Annotated in this window: 22 protein-coding genes, 2 tRNA genes and 1 pseudogene; 14 read left to right on the top strand and 11 right to left on the bottom strand. The window is 63.3% G+C overall.

Annotated elements, in window-relative coordinates:
* Positions 1–52: 52 nt before the first annotated feature.
* Positions 53–1,677 (top strand): annotated as a pseudogene (gene tnpC, locus P6U23_RS34460) (IS66 family transposase).
* Here the strand turns inward: tnpC and P6U23_RS34465 are convergent.
* Entirely contained in the window at positions 1,678–2,061 is a 384-nt protein-coding gene (locus P6U23_RS34465; protein WP_407175592.1) for a hypothetical protein, read from the bottom strand.
* A gap of 339 nt (positions 2,062–2,400) precedes the next feature.
* Between P6U23_RS34465 and P6U23_RS34470 the strand changes: the two genes are divergently transcribed.
* Positions 2,401–2,922, top strand: coding sequence for a cupin domain-containing protein (locus P6U23_RS34470; RefSeq protein ID WP_407176763.1), 522 nt, complete (start codon positions 2,401–2,403; stop codon positions 2,920–2,922).
* A gap of 178 nt (positions 2,923–3,100) precedes the next feature.
* Here P6U23_RS34470 and P6U23_RS34475 read toward each other — a convergent pair whose 3' ends face one another.
* Positions 3,101–3,628 (bottom strand): Dps family protein, encoded by a 528-nt coding sequence (locus P6U23_RS34475; protein ID WP_407176764.1) that lies wholly within the window; start codon positions 3,626–3,628, stop codon positions 3,101–3,103.
* A 126-nt stretch (positions 3,629–3,754) separates the two neighbouring features.
* Between P6U23_RS34475 and P6U23_RS34480 the strand changes: the two genes are divergently transcribed.
* Together P6U23_RS34480 and P6U23_RS34485 are read left to right on the top strand one after the other, a co-directional pair.
* Complete coding sequence (locus P6U23_RS34480; RefSeq protein ID WP_407176765.1) at positions 3,755–4,459, top strand: class I SAM-dependent methyltransferase; 705 nt, start codon at positions 3,755–3,757, stop codon at positions 4,457–4,459.
* A 67-nt stretch (positions 4,460–4,526) separates the two neighbouring features.
* A tRNA-His gene (locus tag P6U23_RS34485) sits at positions 4,527–4,603 on the top strand.
* Positions 4,604–4,813: 210 nt separating this feature from the next.
* On the opposite strand, the gene P6U23_RS34490 is transcribed toward P6U23_RS34485, so the two are convergent.
* A complete protein-coding gene (locus P6U23_RS34490) occupies positions 4,814–5,182 on the bottom strand; it encodes an ArsR/SmtB family transcription factor (protein WP_407181687.1) in 369 nt (122 codons plus the stop codon).
* A 120-nt stretch (positions 5,183–5,302) separates the two neighbouring features.
* On the opposite strand from P6U23_RS34490, the gene P6U23_RS34495 reads away from it, so the two are divergent.
* From P6U23_RS34495 to P6U23_RS34510, 4 genes are all read left to right on the top strand, one after another.
* Positions 5,303–6,475, top strand: coding sequence for an MFS transporter (locus P6U23_RS34495; protein WP_407176766.1), 1,173 nt, complete (start codon positions 5,303–5,305; stop codon positions 6,473–6,475).
* A 139-nt stretch (positions 6,476–6,614) separates the two neighbouring features.
* Positions 6,615–10,079 carry a carbamoyl-phosphate synthase large subunit gene (gene carB, locus P6U23_RS34500; RefSeq protein WP_407176767.1) on the top strand — a complete coding sequence of 1,155 codons (3,465 nt, stop codon included), beginning with the start codon at positions 6,615–6,617 and terminating at the stop codon, positions 10,077–10,079.
* A 202-nt stretch (positions 10,080–10,281) separates the two neighbouring features.
* A complete protein-coding gene (greA, locus tag P6U23_RS34505) occupies positions 10,282–10,755 on the top strand; it encodes a transcription elongation factor GreA (protein ID WP_407176768.1) in 474 nt (157 codons plus the stop codon).
* 225 nt (positions 10,756–10,980) lie between these two features.
* Positions 10,981–11,379 (top strand): DoxX family protein, encoded by a 399-nt coding sequence (locus P6U23_RS34510; protein WP_407176769.1) that lies wholly within the window; start codon positions 10,981–10,983, stop codon positions 11,377–11,379.
* Positions 11,380–11,418: 39 nt separating this feature from the next.
* Here P6U23_RS34510 and P6U23_RS34515 read toward each other — a convergent pair whose 3' ends face one another.
* Positions 11,419–11,898 (bottom strand): Lrp/AsnC family transcriptional regulator, encoded by a 480-nt coding sequence (locus tag P6U23_RS34515; protein ID WP_407176770.1) that lies wholly within the window; start codon positions 11,896–11,898, stop codon positions 11,419–11,421.
* Positions 11,899–12,170: 272 nt separating this feature from the next.
* Here P6U23_RS34515 and trxB point away from each other — a divergent pair, with 272 nt between their 5' ends.
* The 5 genes from trxB to P6U23_RS34540 all read left to right on the top strand — a co-directional run bounded on the left by trxB (position 12,171) and on the right by P6U23_RS34540 (position 16,002).
* The gene (gene trxB, locus P6U23_RS34520) at positions 12,171–13,136 is read left to right on the top strand and encodes a thioredoxin-disulfide reductase (protein WP_407176771.1); all 966 of its coding nucleotides are present in this window, start codon (positions 12,171–12,173) and stop codon (positions 13,134–13,136) included.
* A gap of 8 nt (positions 13,137–13,144) precedes the next feature.
* Positions 13,145–14,068: a LysR family transcriptional regulator gene (locus P6U23_RS34525; protein ID WP_024507443.1), complete on the top strand. Its 924-nt coding sequence runs from the start codon at positions 13,145–13,147 to the stop codon at positions 14,066–14,068.
* Between the two features lie 488 nt (positions 14,069–14,556).
* A complete protein-coding gene (locus P6U23_RS34530) occupies positions 14,557–15,498 on the top strand; it encodes a 4-hydroxy-tetrahydrodipicolinate synthase family protein (protein ID WP_407176772.1) in 942 nt (313 codons plus the stop codon).
* A 99-nt stretch (positions 15,499–15,597) separates the two neighbouring features.
* Complete coding sequence (locus tag P6U23_RS34535) at positions 15,598–15,741, top strand: hypothetical protein (RefSeq protein ID WP_407176773.1); 144 nt, start codon at positions 15,598–15,600, stop codon at positions 15,739–15,741.
* Between the two features lie 126 nt (positions 15,742–15,867).
* A complete protein-coding gene (locus P6U23_RS34540; RefSeq protein ID WP_407176774.1) occupies positions 15,868–16,002 on the top strand; it encodes a hypothetical protein in 135 nt (44 codons plus the stop codon).
* A 95-nt stretch (positions 16,003–16,097) separates the two neighbouring features.
* Here the strand turns inward: P6U23_RS34540 and P6U23_RS34545 are convergent, their stop codons facing one another.
* From P6U23_RS34545 to P6U23_RS34570, 6 genes are all read right to left on the bottom strand, one after another.
* Positions 16,098–16,775 carry an AAA family ATPase gene (locus P6U23_RS34545; RefSeq protein WP_407176775.1) on the bottom strand — a complete coding sequence of 226 codons (678 nt, stop codon included), beginning with the start codon at positions 16,773–16,775 and terminating at the stop codon, positions 16,098–16,100.
* Positions 16,776–17,145: 370 nt separating this feature from the next.
* On the bottom strand, positions 17,146–17,460 hold the full coding sequence (locus P6U23_RS34550) for a hypothetical protein (protein ID WP_407176776.1): 315 nt from the start codon (positions 17,458–17,460) through the stop codon (positions 17,146–17,148).
* A 470-nt stretch (positions 17,461–17,930) separates the two neighbouring features.
* Positions 17,931–18,179, bottom strand: a complete 249-nt coding sequence (locus P6U23_RS34555) for a porin (RefSeq protein WP_407176777.1) — start codon at positions 18,177–18,179, stop codon at positions 17,931–17,933.
* 259 nt (positions 18,180–18,438) lie between these two features.
* Positions 18,439–18,515, bottom strand: a tRNA-His gene (locus P6U23_RS34560).
* A gap of 224 nt (positions 18,516–18,739) precedes the next feature.
* Complete coding sequence (locus P6U23_RS34565) at positions 18,740–19,174, bottom strand: phasin (RefSeq protein ID WP_407176778.1); 435 nt, start codon at positions 19,172–19,174, stop codon at positions 18,740–18,742.
* Between the two features lie 265 nt (positions 19,175–19,439).
* Positions 19,440–19,823, bottom strand: coding sequence for a phasin (locus P6U23_RS34570; protein ID WP_407176779.1), 384 nt, complete (start codon positions 19,821–19,823; stop codon positions 19,440–19,442).
* Between the two features lie 359 nt (positions 19,824–20,182).
* Between P6U23_RS34570 and P6U23_RS34575 the strand changes: the two genes are divergently transcribed.
* Complete coding sequence (locus P6U23_RS34575) at positions 20,183–23,485, top strand: PAS domain-containing protein (protein ID WP_407176780.1); 3,303 nt, start codon at positions 20,183–20,185, stop codon at positions 23,483–23,485.
* 22 nt (positions 23,486–23,507) lie between these two features.
* On the opposite strand, the gene P6U23_RS34580 is transcribed toward P6U23_RS34575, so the two are convergent.
* The gene (locus tag P6U23_RS34580; RefSeq protein ID WP_407176781.1) at positions 23,508–24,707 is read right to left on the bottom strand and encodes an NnrS family protein; all 1,200 of its coding nucleotides are present in this window, start codon (positions 24,705–24,707) and stop codon (positions 23,508–23,510) included.
* Positions 24,708–24,820: the final 113 nt, after the last annotated feature.

Consider the following 24,820-nt stretch of genomic DNA (forward strand, 5'->3'; position numbering starts at 1 on the left):
CCGTATCAAAGTAGTTCGTCACTCATGCGGAGCTGTTGTAGAACCACTCTGCATGAGTGATTTGCCTTCCGATCCAGCATTGCTTCGACAAACCGTGACGACGCTGTCGTCACGGCTTGCGGCGTTGTCGGCGGAATGCAGCACGCTTTCGGCCGAGCGTGATGCGGCGATCGCCCAACGCGACGCTGCAGTCCAGGAGAACGACAAGCTTCTGATGATCCTGTCCCAGTACCAGCGCACGATCTTCGGTCCCCGCTCCGAGACACTGGATCCCGGACAACTGTCTCTCTTCACCATCACGGCACAGGTGGCTCGTGCCGCCAACGACGACGTGACCGGAGGCAGGCTGCCTGACGGAGCGGAGGGCCGTGGAAAGCGACCGGCGCGACGCAACCGGGGACGCTCCCGGAGCATTTGCCGCGCATCGATGTCGTGATCGATATCGAGAGCCACATCTGCCCCTGCTGCGGCGAGCGGCTGCACAAGATCGCGGAGACCGTCAAGGAAGCCTTCGACGTCATTCCGATGCAGTACCGGGTCAAGCGCATTGTGCGTCCGCGGTACGGCTGCCGGGGATGCCGCCAGGGTGTGCTGCAGGCACCCGCGCCGGCCCAGGCGATCGATGGCGGGATGGTGACGGAAGCCTTGCTGGCCCACATCGCGGTGATGAAATACGGCTACCAGCTGCCGCTGTATCGGCAGGAACAGATGTTCGCCGCGCAAGGCATCACGCTCGACCGGCAGACGCTGGCCTCGTGGATGGGCCGCGTTGCCTGGTGGCTGAAGCCGCTTCACGCGCTGTTGCGCGACACGATGATGTCCTATCCACGGCTGTTTGCCGATGAGACGCCGCTGCCGGTTCTCGATCCCGGCCGTGGCAGGACCAAAGTCTGCCAGTTCTGGGCAATCGCCATCGATGACCGGTCGTGGGGCGGCCCGGCACCGCCGGCGGTGGTCTACGTGTTTGCCGAGGATCGCAAGGCGATCCGCGCCAAGCAGCTGTTCGGGGACTACCACGGCATCCTGCAGGTCGATGGCTATGCCGCCTACAAGGGCCTGATCAAGAGCGGCGGCCGTCTGATGCAGCTGGCGTTCTGCTTCGCGCATGCGCGGCGGAAGTTCTGGGACGTTCACGTCGCGACCAAGTCGCCGATTGCCGCGGAAGCGCTGCAACGGATCGCGATGTTCTACGCTATCGAGGATCGCATCCGCGGTCTGCCGGCGGCGCATCGGGCTGCAGTGCGGCAAAGCGATACCAGGCCGTTGATCGAGGACTTCAAACCCTGGCTCGAGGCGCGGCTGCTGGAAGTCTCGAAGAAATCCGGTCTGGGCAAAGCCATCCGCTACACCCTCAACCACTGGGACGGCCTGACGCGCTTCATCGATGACGGACGCATTGAAATAGACAACAATACGGTCGAGCGCAGCATCAAGCCGATAGGGCTTGGAAAGAAGAACTATTTGTTCGCGGGCAGCGAAGGCGGCGCCGAGACATGGGCCATTCTCGCGTCGCTCATCAACTCGGCAAAGCTGCAAGATATCGACCCACGGCACTATCTGACCGACGTTCTTGAGCGCATCGTCTCTGGACGCACAAAGATCAATCAGCTGCACACGCTGCTGCCGTGGAATTGGAAGGCCGAGCGCGATGGTTCGGAGACAAAGCTCGCCGCCTGATCAGTTCGACGGCAGAGCATCTGGAACTTCCTGCGCGTCGCTGGTGTCGTCATAGATTTCCTCGCGGATCACGCGCAGCGTCACCTCGTGTAGATAGACTTGCAGCGCCCTCTCCAGCTCGGTGAACTCCGGCAACAGAATCTTGTCGACGAAGCCCCGCGACGCGCGGACCATCACCGTGTTGCGTCGCTGGCGGTGGTAACGAAACGGCCGTAGCCCGTACCGGCGGCAAAGCGCCAGAAACAGATGCCGCGACCATTGGTCAGGAAGTGAGAATTGCTGCTCGATCGGCGGATCGTGACGCGCCAGCTCCTCGACCCGGGCGCGCACCCGCTGCAGCGCAGCTTCCGCCGCAAGGCGCTCACCAGCAGTTCCAGCACCCACGAACAACGCCTCGATCTTCCGAAGCGCTTCTCGCGCAGCTGAGAATCGCTGGTCATTCTGATGCCCCGTTGCCCGCTCCAACCCGGGATCACCCCATCACCGCGCAACGGTAGCGTCAATCACCCTGACTGCGCTATCCAGAGCATTCCGCGCTAGTCAAGGCCGGACACGGCGATCCTCCCATGACGCTCACCGAGATTCCGGGTTCGATGCCGTTGGCATCGCCCCGGAATGACGGTGCAAGAGAATCGGCATTCTGAAACCTACGACTGGTCCGGTGGAACATCGGCACCCGACTTCGGGTTGACGCCGCGAATGGTCTTTCGCTGGAGCCGAGCCATGGCAGTCAAGGAAAAGATCGAGCCACTCACAATCGCCTTTCAGGACGACGGGCTCGTTCCGAACAATCGCCTGCCGTTCCTGATCTACAAGCATGCCGTCGACGTGGTCAAAGCGGAGCCCGAGCGCGCCATCGAGGAACTGTTCGGCGCCAATCGCTGGGGCGACATGTGGCGCAACGGCATCTTCGGCTATCTGCACTATCACTCGACGGCGCATGAGGCGCTGGGCGTTGCGCAGGGACATGCGCGGGTGCGCTTCGGCGGCGACCGCGGCAAGGAGATCGAGGTCTCCGCCGGCGACGTCGTGGTCCTTCCGGCCGGTACGGGCCATCAATGTATCCTGGCGAGCCGCGACTTTTCCGTGGTCGGCGCCTATCCGCCCGGACAGAAGATGGAGATCACCCGTCCCACACCGGAGAATCACGCCAAAGCCTTGAAGACGATCCCGCAAGTGGGCGTACCGGAGACGGATCCGGTGATGGGTAAAGACGGACCACTGGTGCGGCTGTGGAGGCGCTAAAGCGCGATGGGATTAGGTCAAATCGCCATCGCGCTTCAGATTCTGGTTTAAGCATGATCTTTTCGGAAAACCGCTTCACACTTTTCCGGATCATGCTCTCGCAAGACCGCCGTCGTCCCGGCTCCGCGCTTGCTTGGCCGGGACGAGGGAGGCTTCTGTTTCGCTAAGACACCCTGCCCTAGGCCGCGTTGCTGCCTTCCTGGCGGCTGGCCTCGAACAGGAACCAGGTGCGCCGCTCGGTCTCGTCGATGAAGGTCTCAAGCAGGCCAGCGGTGCCGGAATCCTCGTTTTCGTCGCATAGCTGGTGCGCCTTGCGCATCGCGGCCGCGATGTGTTTGTTGTCCTCCATCAATTCGCGCAGCATCTCGCGCGGCGGCACGTAATCGTCGTTGTTGTCCTTGATGGTCTGCAGCCTCGACACCTGACCGATCGAGCGTAGCGTGATGCCGCCGAGCTTGCGCACGCGCTCGGCGAGTTGGTCGGTGGTCGCGAAGATCGCGTCCGACTGCTCATCCAGCATCACGTGATAGTCGTGGAAATGTCGGCCACTGATATGCCAGTGGAAATTCTTGGTCTTGAGGTAAAGCGCGAAGGCGTCGGCCAGCAGCGTGTTGAGGGCTGCCGAAATCTTCTCAACCGCTTCCTTCGGCATGTCGGTGGGGGTGTCGAGATCGGGCGATATTTTATCTTGCTTGGCTTTGCTCACGTTACACCTTCCTGTTAGGACCTGCTGTTGGGACCTGGCGATGGACACGGGTGGGCGAACCCGTTAACGCATCATGCATACGCCGGTTCCGTGACAGGAACTCACATTCCCGAACTTCGAGACGCCATGGAAGATTGGATCGATTATTACGATTCCACGCATACGATTTATGCAAGCAAGCGGCATCGCGACCTGCATTTCAAACTGATTGCGCGTGACATCATCGGCTACATCACCGCGAAGGATCAGGTGGTGCTGGACTATTCCTGCGGCGAGGCCTTGTTCGCCGCCAAGGTGGCGGAAGCCTGTGGCCTCTTGATCCTCGCCGAGCCGGCGCCGGGCGTGCGTGGCCGGCTGATCGCGCGCTTTGCCCCAAACACCAAGATCCGGGTGCGCTCGCTGGAAGACGTGCGCAAAATGCCGGAAAACTCCGTCGATCTGGTGGTGATGAATTCCGTGGTCCAGTACATGACGCCGGAGGAGCTGGATTCCGCGTTCGACGTCGTTCGCAAGCTGCTCAGACCATCAGGGCGGCTGGTCATCGGCGATGTGCTCCGTCCCGAGGTCGGCATGCCCATGGATGTCTACGCGCTGCTGCGCTTTGCGGCGAGGCACGGCTTCTTGAAGGATGCTCTGATCGGGCTGCTGGCGACGGCGTTGTCGGACTATCGGCAATTGCGCTCACGCGTCGGGCTGCAGCGCTACAGCGAGGCCGACATGATCGCCAAACTCGCCAAACGCGGATTTTCCGCTACGCGCGCCGGCCACAATATCGGCCACAACCCCTGGCGCATGACGTTCGTCGCGCACCACGCCTTGGCGCGGACCTGATCACGCCCATTAGGGTTAATGTCCGGTTAGGGTAGCGGGCTCCGGCTGGATCGGCGATGATCGCTGCGGCCCGGTGGCGGAACGCGTCAACGCGAGGGCGGTGCATCGTCCTTTATCCTGGTTCAAATCCAGGCCGGGCCTCCAGCCTTCGCTCGCTTCGCGAGCTTCGGCTGGGCAAGCCAGCCCCTACTCTGTCGTAGCGAAGTGAGCGAAGGCTGCCTCGCCATAGCCCGAAGGGCGGAGGCGGGCTCCATCCGTAAATCTCGATTTCTCGTTCGCTTCGCGAGCTACGGCTGGGCGAGCCAGCCCTACTCCGTCGTAACGAAGTGAGCGAAGGCTGCCTCTTGCTGGCGCTCAGTCGGCGGCGACCAGCTCGCATTCAGGGAATTGCAGTCGCTCGGCATCGCGGGCGGCGGACGTGATGATCGCATCGATCAACCCGGGGAAACGCGCGTCCAGATCCTTACGGCGCAGCCGCATATAGCGCGTGGTTCCTACGATGCGGGTCTGTACCAGTCCCGCTTCGCGCAGCTTCGCGAAATGATAGGCGAGGTTCGATTTGCCGCTGAAGGCATTGAAGTCGCCGCAGCGCAGTTCCTGCGCGCTCTCATCGTGCTTGGCGAGATTGTAGACGATCGCGAGCCGGGTGGGATCGCCGAGGCAATCCAGCACAATCGGCAGCTCGATCTGTTCGCGCGTGGGGTGCAGCGGGGCCCGGCTCATGCCCCAGACATAAACAATATTGGCCGCAATGTTCAATGGTTATTGAACCAATTGACAACATCAGAGGCGTCCAGTAGTTCAACAATCATTGAACTTCGAATCCACTTATCCGGGGGCGACATGAGCGTGTTTTGGCTGGCGTTGGCGGCTTTCGCGATCGGCACCGAGGCCTTTGTGATCGCCGGGCTGTTGCCGGCCATCGCCGCCGACCTGCAGATTTCTGCCCCCGCCGCGGGGCAACTGATGACTGCCTACGCGCTCGCTTATGCCTTGGGCTCGCCGATCCTTGCGGTGACGTTCAATAACGTCGACCGCAAGACGGTGCTGACACTGGCGCTCTGCTGCTTCATCCTGAGCAACCTTCTTGCCGTCGTCGCGCCCAGCTTTCCTGTCCTGATGGCATCCCGCATTCTGATGGCGCTCGGCGCTGGGCTATGCACGCCGACCGCACTCGGCGTCGCTGTTGCGATCGCGCCGCCCGAACGGCGCGGCCGCGCGGTGGCGCTGGTCACCTCTGGCCTGACGGTCGCGACTGTTGTTGGCGTGCCGATCGGTACCATGATTGGCAACCAGATCGCCTGGCGCGCCACTTTCGTCATGGTCGCCGCGCTAGGTGCGATTGCGCTCGCAGGCCTCCTGCTGCGCCTGCCGCGCGGACTGCCCACGGGCACGGGGACGCTGGCCGAACGCCTTGCGGTGGCGCGGCACCCCGACATGCTCTATGCGCTGGCGACCACCACGCTCTGGGCTATCGGCGGTCTCACCGTGTTCACCTATCTGGCAATCCCGCTGCGCGGGATCGGCTTCGCCGCGTCGGAAATCGGTCTGGCTCTCTTTGTCTTCGGCTCGGCGGCTGCGATCGGCAACATCATGGGCGGCCATCTCGCCGACCGGCTTGGCAACGAGCCAACCGCCACGCTCGGTCTCGCCGGCATGGCGACGGCACTGATTCTGCTCTCGGCCGCGCTGAAATTCGCGAGTCCCGACCATGCCCGCATCATCGTGCTCCTGATGATGTTCTGCTGGGGCATCTGCGGCTGGGGATTCTATCCGGCCCAGATCGCAAGCATCATCCGGATCGAGCCGAAGGCTGCCAGCATCGTCGTGTCGCTCAACGCCTCCTTCATGTACCTCGGCTTTGCGATCGGCGGGGCGTTGGGCGGTGTCGCGCTCTCCAGCCTTGGCCCAACCGATCTGGGCTTCGTCGGAGGCGCCAGCGTTGCCGCTTCGCTGGCGGTGCTTTTGCTTCGCAGGCGGCGGGAACGGCTCAAACTTTATAAAATTGCCGGTTGACGGGCGGCTCAAAGCCCTTTCGCGGCTGCAGAAACTGGTCTAAAGACCAGCCGCGCGCGACGACCACGCGCCTTGGCTGTAAGGGACGCGCGACAGGCGCGCCCTTTTTTTGTGCCTATCCAAAGCCTCGCGAGACTTGATGCCCAAACGAACCGACATCTCCACCATCCTGATCATTGGCGCCGGCCCGATCGTGATCGGCCAGGCCTGCGAATTCGACTATTCGGGTACACAGGCGGTCAAGGCGCTGAAGGAGGAAGGCTATCGGATCGTCCTCGTCAATTCCAATCCGGCCACGATCATGACGGATCCGGAACTGGCGGACGCGACCTATATCGAGCCGATTACGCCCGACATCGTCGCGAGGATCATCGAGAAGGAGCGCCACGTCATTCCCGGCGGCTTCGCGCTCCTGCCGACGATGGGCGGTCAGACCGCGCTCAACTGCGCGCTGTCGCTGCGCCGCCAAGGCACGCTCGCCAAATTCGATGTCGAGATGATCGGCGCCACCGCCGATGCCATCGACAAGGCGGAGGACCGCCAGCTCTTCCGCAACGCGATGGAAAAGATCGGCCTGCAGACACCGAAATCGCGGCTGGCCAACGCCTCCGCTCTCAAGAAGGCAGATCGCGACAAATATCTGGCCGACCGCGCCAAGCTCTCGGGGGCGGAACTTGAAGAGTTCGAGCGGCAATGGACGCTCGGCGAGGGCGAACGGCGCAAGCGCTACCAGCAGCAGGCGCTGGCCGAGGCGCTGATGGCGCTCAACGACGTCGGCCTGCCCGCGATCATCCGCCCCTCCTTCACCATGGGCGGCACCGGCGGCGGCATCGCCTACAACAAGGAAGAGTTTCTCGACATCATCGAGCGCGGCCTCGATGCCTCGCCCACCAATGAGGTTCTGATCGAGGAATCCGTTCTCGGCTGGAAAGAGTTCGAGATGGAGGTGGTGCGCGACAAGAAGGACAATTGCATCATCGTCTGTTCGATCGAGAACTTCGATCCGATGGGCGTGCACACCGGCGACTCCATCACGGTGGCGCCCGCGCTGACGCTCACCGACAAGGAATACCAGATCATGCGCGATGCCGCGATCGCGGTGCTGCGCGAGATCGGCGTCGAGACCGGCGGCTCCAACGTGCAGTTCGGCGTCAATCCGGTCGACGGGCGCATGGTCGTGATCGAGATGAACCCACGGGTGTCGCGCTCCTCCGCGCTCGCCTCGAAGGCGACGGGCTTTCCGATCGCCAAGGTCGCCGCGAAACTTGCGGTCGGCTACACGCTCGACGAGATCGCCAACGACATCACCGGCGGGGCAACGCCGGCCTCGTTCGAGCCGACCATCGATTACGTGGTCACCAAGATTCCGCGCTTTGCGTTCGAGAAATTTCCGGGTGCCTCGACCACGCTGACGACCTCGATGAAATCGGTCGGCGAGGTGATGGCGATCGGCCGCACCTTTCAGGAGAGCCTGCAGAAGGCGCTCCGCGGCCTGGAGACCGGCCTCACCGGCCTCGACGAGATCGAGATCGGGGGCTTGGGGCGCGGCGACGACAAGAACGCGATCCGCGCCGCGCTCGGCACGCCGACGCCGAACCGTATCCTGCAGGTGGCGCAGGCGATGCGGCTCGGATGGTCCAACGAGGACATCTTCAATTCCTGCAAGATCGATCCATGGTTCCTCTCGGAGATGCGCGGCATCGTCGAGATGGAGCAGAAGATCCGCAAGCACGGCCTGCCTGATAACGCTCATGCGATGCGCATGCTGAAGGCGATGGGCTTTTCCGATGCGCGCCTTGCGGTCTTGAGCGAGACCACCGAGGCCGAGGTCAGGGCAAAACGTCACGCACTCGACGTTCGCCCCGTTTTCAAGCGCATCGACACCTGCGCGGCCGAGTTCGCCTCGCCGACCGCCTATATGTATTCGACCTATGAGGCGCCTTTCGCGGGCCAGCCGAGCGACGAAAGCGCGCCGTCGGACAAGAAGAAGGTCGTCATTCTCGGCGGCGGTCCGAACCGGATCGGCCAGGGCATCGAGTTCGACTATTGCTGCTGCCATGCCTGCTTCGCGCTGCATGACGTGGGCTTCGAGTCGATCATGATCAACTGCAATCCGGAAACGGTCTCGACCGACTACGACACCGCCGACCGCCTGTATTTCGAGCCTCTGACCTCGGAAGACGTGCTCGAGATCATCGCGACCGAGCGCAAGAGCGGCACGCTTGCCGGCGTGATCGTGCAGTTCGGCGGCCAGACGCCGCTCAAGCTCGCACGGGCGCTGGAAGCCGCCGAAGTGCCGATCCTCGGCACCTCGCCGGATGCGATCGACCTCGCCGAGGACCGCGACCGCTTCAAGCGCGTGCTCGACAAGCTGCATCTGAAACAGCCGAAGAACGGCATCGCCTATTCGGTCGAACAGGCGCGCCTCGTCGCCGCCGATCTCGGCTTTCCCTTAGTGGTGCGCCCCTCCTACGTGCTCGGCGGCCGCGCCATGCAGATCATCCGCGACGAGGGCCAGCTCTCCGATTATCTGCTCGGCACGCTGCCGGAACTCGTGCCGGCCGATGTTCAGGCGCGCTATCCGAACGACAAGACCGGGCAGATCAACACCGTTCTCGGCAAGAACCCGCTGCTGTTCGACCGTTATCTGTCCGACGCCACCGAGATCGACGTCGATTGCCTCTGCGACGGCAAGGATACCTTTGTCGTCGGCATCATGGAGCACATCGAGGAGGCCGGCATTCACTCCGGCGACTCCGCCTGCTCGCTGCCGCCGCACTCGCTCGATGCCAAGACCCTCACTGAGCTCGAGCGGCAGACCCGCGAACTCGCGCTTGGGCTGGACGTGGTCGGCCTGATGAACGTGCAATATGCGATCAAGGACGGCGAGATCTATGTGCTGGAGGTCAACCCGCGCGCCTCGCGCACGGTGCCCTTTGTCGCCAAGGTGATCGGCACGCCGGTGGCGAAGATCGCGGCCAGGATCATGGCCGGCGAGAAGCTCGCCGACTTCAAACTGAGGAAGCGCGAGCTCAAGCATGTCGGCGTCAAGGAATCCGTCTTCCCCTTCGCCCGCTTCCCCGGCGTCGATACCGTGCTCGGGCCGGAGATGCGCTCCACCGGCGAAGTGATGGGCCTCGATCGCTCCTTCGAGGTGGCCTTCGCCAAGAGCCAGCTCGGCGGCGGAACCCGCGTGCCGCGCAAGGGCACCGTGTTCGTCTCGGTGCGCGACAGCGACAAGCACCGAATCACGGATGCGGTGGGGCTGCTGCACTCGCTCGGCTTCAAGGTGATGGCGACCTCCGGAACCCAGCGTTACCTTTCGGACCGCGGCGTTCCGGCCGAAAAGGTGAACAAGGTGCTGGAGGGGCGGCCGCATATCGTGGACGCCATTACCAACGGCGACATCCAGCTCGTCTTCAACACCACGGAGGGCCCGCAGGCGCTGGCCGACAGCCGCTCGCTGCGGCGCGCTGCCCTCTTGCATAAAGTGCCTTATTACACCACTCTCTCAGGCGCCGTTGCGGCGGCCCAGGGCGTCCGAGCCTACCGCGATGGGGACCTTGAGGTCCGTACGCTGCAGAGCTATTTTTCCGAAACCTGATTGCTGGCCGGGTCGGGCGCCCCGCTAAGTGATTGGTAGCAAAGGCGAAGTTGGCCGGAACCTCCCGGCCACGCGGCTGTTTTGTTTCGGCTCCGAGTGGGGAAGGGTCCGGCGCCGCGTCGCAGGTACGGGCCATTCTGATGAAAATGCGTCTCATGCGGGCCTGCGATGGTTCCCGCATGACTGAAGGACAGAAAAGACGATGGAAAAGGTTCCAATGACTTCGGTCGGCTATGCCGCGCTGTCGAACGAGTTGAAGCAACGCCAGTCGGTGGACCGTCCGCGCATCATCCAACATATCGCCGAAGCCCGTTCGCATGGCGACTTGTCGGAGAATGCGGAGTATCACGCCGCGAAGGAAGAGCAGTCGCACAACGAGGGCCGCATCGCTGAGCTCGAGGACAAGCTCGCGCGCGCCGATGTGATCGACATTTCAAAACTCTCCGGCGACACCATCAAATTCGGCGCCACGGTCACCTTGGTGGACGAGGACACCGAGAAGAAGCAGGTGTGGCAGATCGTCGGCGAAGTCGAAGCCGATGCCAAGAAGGGCAAAATCTCCATCACCTCGCCGCTCGCGCGCGCGCTGATCGGCAAGGCGAAAGGTGCTTCCGTCGAGGTGAACACGCCTGGCGGCGCCAAGGCCTATGAGATCACCAAGGTCGAGTGGCGGTAACCGGGCGTCATCGCGCATCATCGCCACGCTCTCCTGCAAAGGCCGCGTCTCAACGCGGCTTTTTTGCTGCGCCGCAATCAGCAACTGCCTCACTTGGCAAGTGTCGTGGCCGACGCAGTGGTCGGAACGGTTGAATTTGCAGGCCTCGACGGGGGCAGACCGATGACCGGCAGCCGCGATTGCGCTACTGCTTAGCTCGCACATGTCAAACAGGGGATGACCGACATGGACCAGATCTTTTCAAAATGGCAGCCGCAGGCGCTCAGCCTGTTGCGTTTCATCACCGGACTGTTGCTGTTTCAGTACGGGGTTGCCAAGCTTCTCAAATTCCCGCCGGACTCGCCTTTTGCGAAGGTCCAGCTCGTGTCGTTGTTTGGAGCCGCCGGCACGATCGAGCTGATCTTGGGCGGCCTGCTGCTGCTTGGCCTGTTCACGCGACCGGTCGCATTCATTCTGGCGGGTGAGATGGCCTTCGCCTATTTCATCGAACATTTCCCGAGGAGCTTCTTCCCCGTCATCAATGGCGGCTCGCTCGCAATTGCGCTCTGCTTCACCTGTCTGTTTCTGGCAACCGCGGGCGGCGGCCCGATCAGCCTCGACGCAATGATGGGCAGGAAAAGCTGACGCACTCGGATCGAGGCCGGCGCCTTGAGCGACAGGCCGTCACCCGCGCGTCTTGAGCTCCAGCGGCACGGCGGCGTCGTACTTGGAATTGTGCAGCACCAAGGAGGTCCTGACGTTGCGGACATGCGGCGCCGCCGTCAGGTGCGTGACGAAATTCTGAAACGTCGCCATGTCCGGGGCGACGCATTTCAGGATGAAATCGACCTCGCCTGACAGCATCCAGCATTCCCGAACCAGGGGCTCGGCGCGCACGAACTCCTCGAACGCCCTCAGATCGGCATCGGCCTGGCTCGACAGGTGCACCGATGCAAACACGGTGACGTCGAAGCCGAGCTTGCCCGGATCCAATAGCCCGCGATAGCCTTGGATATAGCCCTCCTCCTCGAGCGTGCGCACGCGGCGCAAGCAGGGCGGCGGCGAAATACCTACGCGCTTGGCCAGTTCGACATTGGTGATTCGGCCATCGGCCTGGATCTCGCTCAGGATTTTGAGGTCGATCTCGTCTAAATTCTTCGACACGGGATTTAGGGTTCCTGGAACTCGCAAAGCCGGCCTTGCCGGCGGCAACACTCTGTAGCGCAGCTTCGGCCCTTTGCGCAATTTTATTGCGCGTGCACTGCGCAATCTCGGGCTCGTGAAGGGAAAATTCGCCGAGTTGGATTGCAATTCTTGCATAGCTTGCCAGATGTCCTAGACTTGGATTTGACACTTTCGGCGCTGCCGCGACGCCGTTCCTGGCGCTCTTCCGCTCAAGTGCTGATCAACCCCGCATCGCAAGAGATATCCGCCTCATGTCCGCGCCCATTCATGCCAAGGTCGTCATCATCGGGTCCGGTCCGGCCGGCTACACGGCGGCGATCTACGCGGCGCGCGCCATGCTGGAACCGGTGCTGATCCAGGGCATTCAGCCGGGCGGGCAGCTCACCATCACCACCGATGTCGAGAACTATCCGGGCTTCGCCGACGTCATCCAGGGCCCCTGGCTGATGGAGCAGATGGAGAAGCAGGCGCGCCATGTGGGCACAAAGGTCGTCACCGATCTTGTTACCAAGCTGGAGACGACCCGGCGGCCATTCCGCCTGACCTGCGACAGCGGCGACGTCTATCTCGCCGAGACCGTGGTGCTGGCCACCGGCGCGCAAGCCCGCTGGCTCGGCCTGCCGTCGGAGGAGAAGTTCAAGGGCTTTGGCGTCTCGGCCTGTGCGACCTGCGATGGTTTCTTCTATCGCGGCAAGGACGTGGTGGTGGTCGGCGGCGGCAATACCGCGGTCGAAGAAGCGCTGTTCCTCACCAATTTCGCCTCCACGGTCACGATCGTGCACCGGCGCGATCACTTCCGCGCCGAGCGCATCCTGCAGGAGCGGTTGTTCAAGCATCCCAAGATCAAGGTGGTCTGGGATAGCGTCATCGACGAGATCTGCGGCGAGGAAAACCCCGCCAAGGTCACGCATATCAGGTTGAAAAACGTGAAAACCGGCGCGCTCAAAGAATTGCGCGCGGATGGCGTGTTCATCGCCATCGGCCACGCGCCCGCGACCGAACTCGTCCAGGGCCAGGTCAAGCTGAAACCGTCAGGTTACGTTGAAGTGGCGCCGAACTCGACCGCCACGTCCGTGCCGGGCCTGTTCGCCGCCGGCGACGTGGCCGACGAAACCTATCGGCAGGCGGTCACGGCCGCCGGCCTCGGCTGTATGGCCGCCCTTGAAGCCGAGCGCTTTCTGGCCTTGCGGGCCAGTGAGCGCGCCGCGGCGGAATGAAGACGAACATGGCGAAGACACGAGACGGATTTAGCGATATGGACTGGGATAAGCTGAAGGTGTTTCACGCAGCGGCGGAAGCGGGCAGCTTCACGCATGCCGGCGAACAGCTCGGACTGTCGCAGTCGGCTGTATCGCGCCAAGTCAGTGCGCTGGAGCAGGAGCTCTCGGTCTCACTGTTCCATCGCCATGCACGCGGCCTCATCCTAACCGAGCAGGGCGATCTTCTGTTCCGCACCGCGCATGATGTTTTCATGCAGTTGCAGGCGGCGCGCGCCAAGCTCACCGACAGCCGCGAGCGCCCGAGCGGCGATCTGAAGATCACGACCACGCCGGGCGTCGGCATCAACTGGCTGATCCCGCGGCTCGGCGAGTTCACCGCGCTCTATCCGGAGATCCGGATCCAGCTCATCGTGACCGACGAGGAGCTGGATCTCTCCATGCGCGAGGCGGATGTCGCGATCCGCACCCGCAAGCCGACGCAGCCGGACCTGATCCAGCGCAAGCTGTTCTCGATCGGCTTCCATGCCTATTGCTCGCCCGAATATGTGAAGCGCTTCGGCACGCCGCGCACGCTCGATGATCTCGACTCGCACCGGATCATCACGCTCTCCGACGGCCAGGTCGCGCCGCATCTGCAGAACCGCAACTGGCTCGTGGAAGCAGGTCGCAACGGAAGCGGGCCGCGCGAGGCCTTCTTCAAGGTGAACAACATTCTCGGCCTGGTCCGCGCCTGTCAGCAGGGGCTCGGGATCGCTGCGCTGCCGGATTATCTGGTCGAAGACAATAATCGGCTCGTACAACTGTTTGGCGAGTCCGATTCCATCCAGCTCGACACCTATTTTGTCTATCCGGAAGAGCTGAAGACAGTGGCGCGGGTGCAGGTGTTCCGTGACTTTGTCGTGAGCAAAGCGCAGCGCTGGCCGTCCTGATTTTGCGCATGTCTGACATGCGACCTCAATGCTTGCTGGCAGGCGGTGGCGGGGACCATAATGTTTCTACGCTGAGCATTCGCGTTGCGCATTTGTCCCCCTCCTCCAGTGGCGCGAACGCTCAGTAATCCCTCTTGGAAGGTGATTGTGTCGGCCTCACGTGGCCAATACCTCAAGCCGGGCTCGCTCGAGCCCGGCTTCTTTTCATTTACTCATCTGCACAAGATTTCGTGACAGACGATTTCAGGTGACACGACAATGTCGGTGACGCAATTGGCCGCCGTTGACAGTTGGACACGTCGCCTTCATCATTCGTGCATGGTCGCAAATTCGTGCAGAAATATGCAGTCGAAAAAAGCTCCCCATCCGGGGAGCTCCGATCGACGCGCGCGCTAGACCGTAACGCCACACCGATCCGACAACCCCGCCGCGAGCTGCGGGGTTTTTTATTGCTCCGTCTCCGGCACTCAACCTCAAGGAGATGGACTATGAACGACCTTGGAAGCCGCTTAGAGGGCCTTTGGCTGCCCCTGATCACGCCGTTCCGCGATGGCGGGATCGACCAGGCTTCGCTCTTCCGGATGGTGCGGCACTACGCTGCAGGACCGGTCGACGGACTCATCCTGGCGGCGACCTCGGGCGAAGGCCTGCTGCTCTCGCCAAACGAACTCGAGCAGCTCGTGCACCAGGTGCGGACGGCGCTGGAGCAGACGGGACGCTATCTCCCCATCTGCCTCGGCCTCGCCGGCGCATCGACGGCCGAGATGCTGGACAGGCTCGACGAGACGGCAGCATGGCCGATCGACGGTTATCTGATCTCGAGTCCCTATTACCTGCGCCCGTCGCAGCGCGGGCTGCAGCAGCATTTTGCCGCGCTCGCCGATCACGCCTCGTGGCCCGTCGTGCTCTACAACATTCCCTACCGAACCGCGGTCGGCCTTGCCAACGAGACGCTGCTCGCGCTTGCCGAACACCCCAACATCGTCGGCCTCAAGGATTGTTGCGCCGAGCGCGCGCAATCGATCGCACTGCTGCGCGACAGGCCCGCCGGATTTCGGGTGCTGACCGGCGACGATGCGCAATATTACGACGCGCTGTGCGATGGCGCCGATGGCGCGATCCTGCTCTCTGCCCATGTCGAAACCGAGACCTTTGCAGCCGTGCGCACGGAACTGAAGGCGGGCCGGCACGAGGCGGCGAACGCGGCCTGGGAGCATGTGGCCGGCTTGACCCGGCTGCTGTTTGCAGAGCCCAGTCCCGCGCCTGCCAAGTATTGGCTGTGGCGAACGGGACTGATCGACAGCGCGCAGGTGCGCTCGCCCATCGTGGAGGTCAGCGGCGAACTCGCAGTGCGCCTCGAACGTGAAATCGCCCGCCGCGTCCTCGCAAGCGCAAGCACAAGCGCAAAGGGTCTGGTTAATGTGAGGTGAGCAGCACGGCGGCAAGGCGATCGAGCGCGCTGCGGCCTGCTTAAAATCTCGCGTGTATGAATCTCCCGGCCAAAACAAAAACCAAAGGCCGGGGGAAACATGAGCACTGACACGTTCTCGCGAAAATTCATCGCGCGCCAGGAAACGGTTCGAGACCTTGTGGTGGTGGCAACGTTCGGCTTCTGGGCGCTGCTGCTCGGCCTCGCGCCCGTGCTCGCGCTTACCACCCTGCTCAGGTCGTGAACGCGCACGGCGTGCAGTTGGTTAAACCGCGGTAGCGACCGCGCCGAAATCGAAAACGAAGGCACATCCGTTTTTTAACGCCTGTCGCATATGACGAACCCATAAAGACAAAAACGCGGGGGCGTTATGAACAGGCAGGACAACCCGGTTCGCGAGCCGAAGGCTTTCACGACCGAAGACATTCTTTGGGCGCTTGGGATCTGGTCGGCGATCATTTGTCTCTCGCCGGTGATCGTTTTCTACATGCTGATGGTGGCGTAGGCCTGCCCCGTTTTGGGGATGCGAGCCGGCACTCAACAAGCTAAACGCGCGGGGACCGCGCGTTCTCTGTAACTCGTCAGGGCGAGGCGGCGAAATTACGCCGCCTGCTTGTGCATGGTGCCGTTGGCGGACGCGCTGCCGCGGATGGCCTTCACCGAGCGCTCGATCGCAGCCCAGAGCCGTGCGATCTCCGCCGCTGCACGCCCTTCCGCATAATATTCGCGCACGCCTTCGCCATGGCCGAGCGCCATCAGCAAGTCGGCGCGGTTGGTGATCTGGCCGCCCCACACCGGCGCGCGAAATTTGGCGAGCGCTTCGCGTGCGATGGTCACGATCGGGCTTTCGGCATCGTCGCGGCGGGCCGGCGCGCCGTTCAGCACCACGGCGTAGGGCTTGCGCGCGGCGCGGCAGGTCTGGATCGTTTCCTGCACCGCGTTGACGTCGAACACGCCCGGCCGCGCCGGGATGATCACCATGGTGGCGTTCTTGATGGCATCTTCGACAACAGCCGAGGTGTTCGGCGGCGTGTCGATGAGAACCCATTCGACTCCGTCGCGCCTTGCGGCAGCAACGATACCCGTCACAGAATTGATGGCCGCCTTGATCGGCGGCTCGTTGGTGCCGCGCAGCTTGTGCCACAACGTCAAGGAGCCTTGCGGATCCGCATCGATCAACAGACAGGGCTTGCTCGCCTTAATTTGCGCGGCGAGATGTGCGGCCAGGGTACTCTTTCCCGAGCCGCCTTTACGTGATGCAAAAACAATAACGTTCATACCCTTGGCCTCCAGATTGACCCCAGAAGCCAAAAATGAATCAGCGCGTTGATTCGCGAAAGAAAAATATGGCACCATTTAAGGCGAAACCACTCATTGCCGAAACGATTGGCTTTTGAGTCACACCGGCTGGAAGCAGCGATCAACAGGCCATTCGCACACGCACTGGTTGTCGCGGACCAAGAGGCGCTCCTGCACCGCCCGCACGGGATTTCGCAAGCGATGTCGCGGCCTTGCAAAACCGGCAGGCGCCGCTCTTTCGAACAAAACGAGTCCGCGCTCTTGCGAGACGTGGCGTGACAAGGGCAACAGGATACCAGGAGTTATCTCGCGCCCGCGCAAGATCGATCGTCGATCGCGCTGAGCGGGTTTAGCTCGCGTCCGCCCTTGACCTCTTGATCCTGTGTAACCTCGGCCTGCTGGACGGATCGACTTCGCCGGCTTCGCGACCGTGCTTGAAGAACACCCGGCATTCCGGCGAAAGCTGCGATCTGTTGCGGATCATGCAGGCTGTGATGCGCTCGACATCGGGAATCTCGGAGCTACACAAACGAAACGCGTCAGGGGTGCAGGCCTGCTGCTGCTCCAGCGAGTAAGCGTAGCCGCTCGTCGGTGCCATCGAAGCCACAAGCCCGGCGGCAAGCAGCATGGCGAGTTGAAGCCTCGGGTGCGAAATAACGGACATGGAATTTCCCCTGAGAGCGCGCAACAGAAATTGTGGGTGAAGCCCGAAGGCTTCGCAAGCGCGCCTGCAGGTTCCTCGCGCGAACTTCAACGTTCGTGGCTTTGCTACAACAATCGGTGGAACTCGCACCGCTCGCATTCGACGTTGGCTCGCACGCTTGCGCGTCGATGTCTCGAGCGAGAAACGATCGGACGCACCATGCCTGCCATAACGGCTACAAGCGAGGCGGCGTGAAATCGAACGCCGCTCGAGCAGAGCGGATCGGGTCGAGCAATCACGCAACACATGCGGCCGACAAGGCGCCCGTGAGCCTTTGCCCGAATGCCGCCACAGTTGGCGGAACGCACCTGTAAAGCGCGATGAGATTCAACTCAATCTCATCGCGCTTTAGAGCGGGCATAAGGGCACCCACGCAGGCCCATCGGAGTTCTGTCCGCTGCGCTGAGGACGGTGGCAACGCGTTCGAGGACTCATCGCGCCCTGGCGGCGCCGCCGACATCAACGCTAAACGCACCTCCGACCTTCACGCAGGTATCGGTGCCCGCCACTCTCACAAAGCCAGCACCGAACGCGGCACAGGGATTGGCGGCAGCGCTCTTCAAGGGCGGAAGCCGATCACGAGGTGTGGCGTAGTTCAGCTTCGTGCGGTTGGCCGGATCAGCCAGAGCCGCTGAACCCGACAGGGCGGCGATGATCATGGCGAGGAAGAAGGTCTGCATCCTCGTTTTTTATCGGCCACCGGCTCATTTGGCTAGGCGGCCCGTGCGCGCAGTTTGGGCTCCCTTTTGGATGGACCTACCGTTCTCCGCAGGCCGGCCACCCCGATTTCAAATATCGCGCTTACCCCTACGGGCGAACCACCGACCGGCCTTAGCTCGACCCAACGCGACCATGCGTAACGCCTTTTGTATTTTTAGGCGCGCAAATAGGTCTGGTCTATCGGTAAGTTGCTGAAGATGTGGGGTAATTCAGATGCCGTGGTACAGTTGGGTGGATTCGAACCACCGACCTCCTGATCCACAGTCAGGCGCTCTAACCAACTGAGCTACAACTGCATCCTTGTCCTGGCCTCCGGGGGCCGGACGGGGCGGAAACTAGGTGCAACGGCCTATTTTGGCAAGGCCGTAACGAGGGCAGATTTGACCTGCCGACACTTGTTCGCCGAAAGCAAAACCCGGGCGGATCGCCCGGGTTTTTCTCCAAATCAAAAAGCCGTCGCCGGTCTCGGATACGCACACCCTAAACAATTCAAGTCCGAGGCCAGCAGCCCGCGTAGGAATCAGGCGGCGGGCTTATAATATTTCGCGGCGTTCTGCTTGATCGGCTCGGCGGTTTCTGCCGCAACCTTCTGCGTCAGCTCGACGAGCTCCTTGGTTTGGGCCGACAGGGTCTCGAACGCCTTGCGGGCGTGGGAGGTCCAGAGCTCCATCGCCTCCGAGGGCGACTTGATGGCGAGCAGATCCTGGGCGAAGTCCAGGTTGGCGGTGGTATTGGCCTTCACGAACTCCATCAGCTTGGCGGTGTAGGCGCTTACGCCCTTGCTCGCGCTGGTGAATACAGCCTCGATCGTGCTGTTGTGGGTCTCGGCTGCATCCTTGAACTTGGCGTAATTGTCGCGGGCCTGCGACACGCCCTTTTCGGCGAACGCACGTACCTGCTCGGGAACTTCAAACGGAATGATTGAGGCGGAGAACGGATCGGTGGCGTTGGTCATGGCATGCTTCCTTCGCGGCGGAGATGAAGCGAGTGACCCTCTTAAGCGCGCCCGGCGGCCAAGACGCCGGGTACGTCGAATTGGATCACGCGGTGGAGATCCCTCAACGGGCTTGCCCAATGAAGCGCCATATAATGTCAATTTTGTGCATCGCAATGCAATTTAAGGTGCGACGCCAAATTTTAAGACCCGACGCTGATGCGCCGGGCCTTTGAAAACACTCGGTTTTTTAATGCCCTAGGAACCGCGCGAGATATCGCGGGCCTTAGACTTTAGGTTTAGCGGCATCCATCGCGGCGCGGCTGACGATCTGGCCCATCTCGCTCGCCTGCTCCGTCAGCGCCCGCATCTGGGCCTGAACATATTCGCTGTGCAGCCGCATCACCTCGGCGAGATCCTTGGCGTGCAGGAGCGACTGCGCGTAGTCGAGCGAGGCCTGCATATTCTTTTCCGCATAGGCGATGGCCTTGGCGCCGATGTCCTTGGCCCCGGCCCTCACCGTGGCGCCGCGCTCTTCCAGCGAACCCGCGGTCGCCTGCGCGCTTTCCAGAAATCTCTCAAAGGTCTTACGGGCCTGCTCGACGCTGGCTTCGGCCATGGCGCGCATTTCCTTGGGGATTTCGAATCGCTCGCGTACCTGTTCGTCCATGAACCCTCTCCTTTGCGTGCTAAGAACTCGTATTTTCCGCCCATTGCCCCGGCGGCAATCCAGTATCGGCGAAACACTTCGGCGATGTGACGCAAGAACACGGCCCGCCCGCCTTTCTCGCGCGGAACCTTTGATTGTGTTCTGCAACACCCTCAACGCCAGAGGCGCAGCCGGGGTTCGACGAGACCGATGAATTAAGGTTATCGCCGCTTGGCGCAGGGGGCGGAGGCGACCGGCCGTGGACCTGACATTCCCGCCGGGCGATACTAACCTTGCGTTAAGGCTGTCACGCGCGCGGCCGATTCACCATTGCTTCCCACCAAGGCCAAAGCCGCAGATCAGCCGGTCCAGTCGTCACGATGAACACTACGGAATTCCAGTTGCAGGGCCTCAGCGATCCCCGGCTCGCTGTGCATGCGACCAGCCCGCTGCCGGCCTGGCTGTGGTCGACGGACGGCACGCGGGTTCTCTGGGCCAATCCCGTCGGCGCACAACTGTTCGGAGCGGCCAACGGAGTTGAACTTGCAAAGAAGCCGTTTGGACCGGCGAATGTGCACCGCCGCCAGATCGTCCAACTCGTGGGCAAGCTGCCGCCGAATGGCGCGACTCGGCTGCAGCGGTTGCGCGGTTTTGGCGCGCGCCCGGGCATGCTCGTCACTTGCGCCTGCAGGCGGATCGATTTCTTCGACGGCAGCCATGGCGTGCTGATCGCGCCCGTCGAGTCGCACCAGCGCACAATGCCGCTGCTCGATCGGCTACAGCGCCTGATCGGGGGTATCGACACGCCGATCGCCGTGTTCGCACGCGACGGCATGCTGGTCGCGGCGAGCGCGGCGGCGCAGGCGCTGAGCATTTTCCGCAATCTTGCCGAGGCCGGGCTCGAGCAGGCCGGCGGCGCCGCACTCGCCGCGGGCCGCTTTGAGACAGTGACCGCGATCGGCCATATTGTGCTGCAGCGAGTCGGCTTCGGCACCGATGCCGCCCTTGTGGCGTTGATGACATCATCACGCGTAGCCGCGCCAGCCGAGCCAAGCGAACCGGTCGAGCCGCCAATGCAGACACCGCCCTATGAACAGCCGGCCCTGTCCGGCGAAGCGCCCGCAGAATTTGCCTTGATCGAGGCCGCCGCAGACACCCAAGGCGCGGACACCGCTCCCGCGCCAAATCCGGCGACGGAGCCCGCGGGAACGGATCCCGAGCCTTCGCCTTACGTCGCGGCCGTTGCCGATGAGCCGGCAGACGAAAGCGATGCACCATCGCCCGACCAAGCCGCGGCGGCGCCGAGTGGGCCCGAGGCGGCGGCCGCCGCATGGCTCGATCACCCCGCGGTGGAGCCGCGCGCGCATCCGCTGCGCTTTGTCTGGCAGATGGATGCCGAGGCCCATTTCACGGTGACCTCGGAGGAATTCATCGCGCTCGCGGGTGCCCCGACTGCGGCCGTGCTCGGCCAGAGCTGGCCGGAGATCGCACGCACGCTGGGCCTCGATCCGGACGGCCGGGTCATGACGGCATTTGCGACGCGCGACACCTGGAGCGGCATCATCCTGAGCTGGCCGGTCGAGGGCGGCGGCAGCCTGCCGGTCGAGCTCGCAGGTCTTGCCACGTTCAATCGCAACCGGGATTTTGCCGGCTTCCGCGGCTTTGGCGTCTGCCGCGATCTCGATGCGCTCGCGCGCCTGGCGGCGTTTCGCCACTACGAACGCGAGCATCCCGCGCAAACCGCCAAGCCGCTTTCGGCCGACATCGTCCCGACCAATTCAGGGCACGCCAGCGCCGCAGTTCCGCCCGCCGAACGCGATGTGATGTCCGAATCATCGATCGAATCCGCGACGGCCGCCACCGACGAGACTTCACCACCAACCGATCTGGATGAGCCTGTGGAAACCCCGCCAAACGTCGTGCCGTTCCGCCCCTTGGGAGGCGAGCCGAAGTCGCCGGCGCTCTCTGCCATCGAGAACAGCGCGTTCAACGAATTGGCCCGCCAATTGTCGGCGCGTCTGGAGCGTGACGCCGCCGCCGAGCCGGAGCCGCATGGCAGCGAGACCACAGGCGGCGGGGGACAGAACGTCGCGGCCGAGAGCCCCGAATCCGTGCAGGAGTTGCCGGCACCGCCTCAGGCGGAATGGCTGATCACGCCCGAGCCGCCGGCGCAAGGCGAGACCGGGCGCGACCGCACGCTGCTCGATCTCTTGCCGACCGGCGTCTTGATCTACCGGCTGGACCGCCTGCTCTACGCCAACCCGGCGTTCCTCGAGCGGATGGGCTATGCCAGCCTGCATGAACTCGAACAGGCCGGCGGGCTCGATGCGCTCTATGTCGATCCGGTGGTGTCCGCGCCGAGCAGCACATCGCAAGCCGGCACCCCGGTCACGATTGCGGCCAACCAGGCGACGGGCGAGCACACGGCCGCCACGACCGCGCGGCTGTTCACGATTTCCTGGGACGGCGAGTCCGCCCTCGCCCTGATGTTCACCCCGGGACTGGGCGTGCAACCTGATACTGAACCACCGGCGCCCCCACCCGCTGCCGCAAACCCGCCGGCCGAAATCGGCCACGCCAGCGCCGAGGATTTGGCCGCCATTCTCGACACTACCGCCGAGGGCATCCTGATGTTCGATGCGGCCGGCAATATCCACGCCTGCAACCGCAGCGCCGAGGCGCTGTTCGGCTATGACGGCGACGAGCTCGTCAAACGCAATCTCGCCGATCTGTTCGCGCCGGAAAGCCAGCGCGAGGTGCTGGACTATCTGCAGAGCATCACGGATGCCGGCGCCGCCATCGTGCTCGATGCCGGCCGCGACGTGCTCGGCCGCGTCATCCGGGGCGGCATCATCCCGCTGTCGATGACAATGGGACGGACCCGCCCGGAGGGGCCGAACTTCTTCGCGGTGTTCCGCGACCAGCCGCAGAGCAAGAGTGACGGCGAATTGCGCGAGGCGCGGCGAATGGCCGAGCGCGCGGCGAGCGCCAAGGCGGACATGCTGGCGCGGATCAGCCACGAGGTCCGCACGCCTCTCAATGCCATCATCGGCTTTGCCGAGGTGATGATCGGCGAGCGTTTCGGGCCGCTCGGCAATGAGCGCTATCTCGAATACCTGAAGGACATCCGCGCCTCCGGCGAGCGCGTGATCGCCATCATCAACGATCTCACCGAGCTCTCGCGCATCGAGACCGGCAAGCTCGACCTCGCCTTCACCAGCCAGAACCTCAACGAGCTGGTCGAAAGCTGCGTCTCGGTGATGCAGCCGCAGGCCAACCGGGAGCGGATCATCATCCGCACTTCGCTTGCGCATCTGTTGCCGCCGGTGGTGGCGGACGCGCGCTCGCTCAAGCAGATCACCATGAACCTGATCGGCAATTCGATGCACCTGGCCAATCCCGGCGGCCAGGTGATCGTCTCCACCGCGCTATCGGACTACGGCGAAGTGGTCTTGCGCGTGCGCGACACCGGCAACGGGCTCAACGACAACGAGGTTGTCGCCGCGCTCGAGCCGTTCCGCACGCCGCCACCATCGGACAAGGCGAGCGACATTTCGCCGGTGAGCCTGTCGCTGACCAAAGCGCTGGTCGAGGCCAATCGCGCGCAATTCCACATCAAGACCGGGGGGCGTTCCGGCACCCTGGTCGAAGTGGTGTTCGCCCGCGCGCTGGCACGGGCGTAAGGCATGATTCGAATCGGGAAGCTCAGGCCGGCGCCCTGCGCTCGGCCGCGCGACGGCGGCTGCCGAGCAGGAGCGGCCCGTATGCGAGGGCAAAACCGAAGAATGCCGCCGCCCAGGCAAAGCCCGCGATGTGCAGCAGGGCGTCACTCTGCGCCGGGTGAAGCACCGCGCAGATGCGTGCGATCGCGGCGATGATGATCGCGAGATAGATCGCCTGTGTCGTGCGGGTGGCCGTGAGTTCCTGGCCGGTATGGCCGAGGCTCGCGCGCGTCATCACCGCAAGCGTCATCACACCCGCGCCGCCCGCCATCCAGGCGTGGATCCCGGCACTGATCGGAACGATATCGAACGCGGCCGCCGCATTGAGCAGGAAGCCGAGCGGGATGAAGGCATAGCCGACATGGAGGATCAGCAGCAGCCGCTCGCGAAGCGTGCGCCCGCCTGCCCAGCGGGCCAGCCGCAGCAAGTGCAACACGCCGGCCACGCCCAGCACGACGCCGGCAACAGGATGATCCGGAGCGATCATCCAGGCGAGCAGCGCAAGCGCGCTCAGCGCCAGCGTGACCCTATCGAAGCGGCCGAACGGCGCGGGCAGCCGACCGGGATTTTCGCGCACCAGCCAGTTGCGCGTGAAGCTCGGGATGATGCGCCCGCCGATCAGCGAGATCAGCAGCACCACGACCGCGATCCCGATGCGGATGGCGTAATCGGCGCCGCCGGCGAAATGCGCCTCCAGATGAAACGCGACGTTGCCGGCCAACAGGACCGACACCAGCGCAACCACGGTCAAGTTGCGCCAGTTCTTGCCCGCGACGATTTCCCGCGCCGCGGCCGCAGCGACCAGGGCCAGGAAGCTCGCATCCACCAGCATTGCGAGCCAGCAGCTTGTCCCGGCGGAGAAGGCCACGAAGATGCGGCCGGCGATCCAGACCAGGACGAGGCTCAAGAGCGGCAGGCCCTGGATCGGCAGCCGCCCGGTCCAGTTCGGGATTGCCGTGAACAGGAAGCCGGTGATCACCGCGGGCAAATAGCCATAGAGCATTTCGTGCACATGCCAGTCGCGCGGCGCAAAGGCGCTTGTGAGCCGCAATTCGCCATAAAACACCGGCAACCAGATCAGGATCGCGAGGCCGGCCTGGACCGCGCCAAGCAGGAAGAACGGGCGAAAGCCGGCCGCCAGCACGGGCCAGCCCCGATAGTCGCGATAGCGTGGAACCGCCATGTAAGCTTGCTCCAAAATGATTGTCGCGCCCCGTCGTGGGGCTATTTGCTTTGATTTATGCAGAACAGATGGGGGCAATTGTTGTGCCCGGTCAAACTTCCGCTTGATCGGGG

Source organism: Bradyrhizobium sp. STM 3562, from assembly GCF_045571435.1.
Lineage (GTDB): Bacteria > Pseudomonadota > Alphaproteobacteria > Rhizobiales > Xanthobacteraceae > Bradyrhizobium.

What these genes read in the sequence shown, in the direction of transcription:
- trxB (WP_407176771.1), top strand. Translation starts at nt 12,171, where the DNA reads ATGTCCGCGCCCATTCATGCCAAGGTCGTCATCATCGGGTCCGGTCCG.
- P6U23_RS34525 (WP_024507443.1), top strand. Translation starts at nt 13,145, where the DNA reads ATGGCGAAGACACGAGACGGATTTAGCGATATGGACTGGGATAAGCTG.
- P6U23_RS34580 (WP_407176781.1), bottom strand. Translation starts at nt 24,707, where the DNA reads ATGGCGGTTCCACGCTATCGCGACTATCGGGGCTGGCCCGTGCTGGCG.
- P6U23_RS34550 (WP_407176776.1), bottom strand. Translation starts at nt 17,460, where the DNA reads ATGTCCGTTATTTCGCACCCGAGGCTTCAACTCGCCATGCTGCTTGCC.
- P6U23_RS34535 (WP_407176773.1), top strand. Translation starts at nt 15,598, where the DNA reads ATGAGCACTGACACGTTCTCGCGAAAATTCATCGCGCGCCAGGAAACG.
- P6U23_RS34545 (WP_407176775.1), bottom strand. Translation starts at nt 16,775, where the DNA reads ATGAACGTTATTGTTTTTGCATCACGTAAAGGCGGCTCGGGAAAGAGT.
- carB (WP_407176767.1), top strand. Translation starts at nt 6,615, where the DNA reads ATGCCCAAACGAACCGACATCTCCACCATCCTGATCATTGGCGCCGGC.
- P6U23_RS34510 (WP_407176769.1), top strand. Translation starts at nt 10,981, where the DNA reads ATGGACCAGATCTTTTCAAAATGGCAGCCGCAGGCGCTCAGCCTGTTG.
- P6U23_RS34575 (WP_407176780.1), top strand. Translation starts at nt 20,183, where the DNA reads ATGAACACTACGGAATTCCAGTTGCAGGGCCTCAGCGATCCCCGGCTC.
- P6U23_RS34555 (WP_407176777.1), bottom strand. Translation starts at nt 18,179, where the DNA reads ATGCAGACCTTCTTCCTCGCCATGATCATCGCCGCCCTGTCGGGTTCA.
- P6U23_RS34530 (WP_407176772.1), top strand. Translation starts at nt 14,557, where the DNA reads ATGAACGACCTTGGAAGCCGCTTAGAGGGCCTTTGGCTGCCCCTGATC.
- P6U23_RS34495 (WP_407176766.1), top strand. Translation starts at nt 5,303, where the DNA reads ATGAGCGTGTTTTGGCTGGCGTTGGCGGCTTTCGCGATCGGCACCGAG.
- P6U23_RS34565 (WP_407176778.1), bottom strand. Translation starts at nt 19,174, where the DNA reads ATGACCAACGCCACCGATCCGTTCTCCGCCTCAATCATTCCGTTTGAA.
- P6U23_RS34540 (WP_407176774.1), top strand. Translation starts at nt 15,868, where the DNA reads ATGAACAGGCAGGACAACCCGGTTCGCGAGCCGAAGGCTTTCACGACC.
- P6U23_RS34480 (WP_407176765.1), top strand. Translation starts at nt 3,755, where the DNA reads ATGGAAGATTGGATCGATTATTACGATTCCACGCATACGATTTATGCA.
- P6U23_RS34570 (WP_407176779.1), bottom strand. Translation starts at nt 19,823, where the DNA reads ATGGACGAACAGGTACGCGAGCGATTCGAAATCCCCAAGGAAATGCGC.
- P6U23_RS34470 (WP_407176763.1), top strand. Translation starts at nt 2,401, where the DNA reads ATGGCAGTCAAGGAAAAGATCGAGCCACTCACAATCGCCTTTCAGGAC.
- greA (WP_407176768.1), top strand. Translation starts at nt 10,282, where the DNA reads ATGGAAAAGGTTCCAATGACTTCGGTCGGCTATGCCGCGCTGTCGAAC.
- P6U23_RS34490 (WP_407181687.1), bottom strand. Translation starts at nt 5,182, where the DNA reads ATGAGCCGGGCCCCGCTGCACCCCACGCGCGAACAGATCGAGCTGCCG.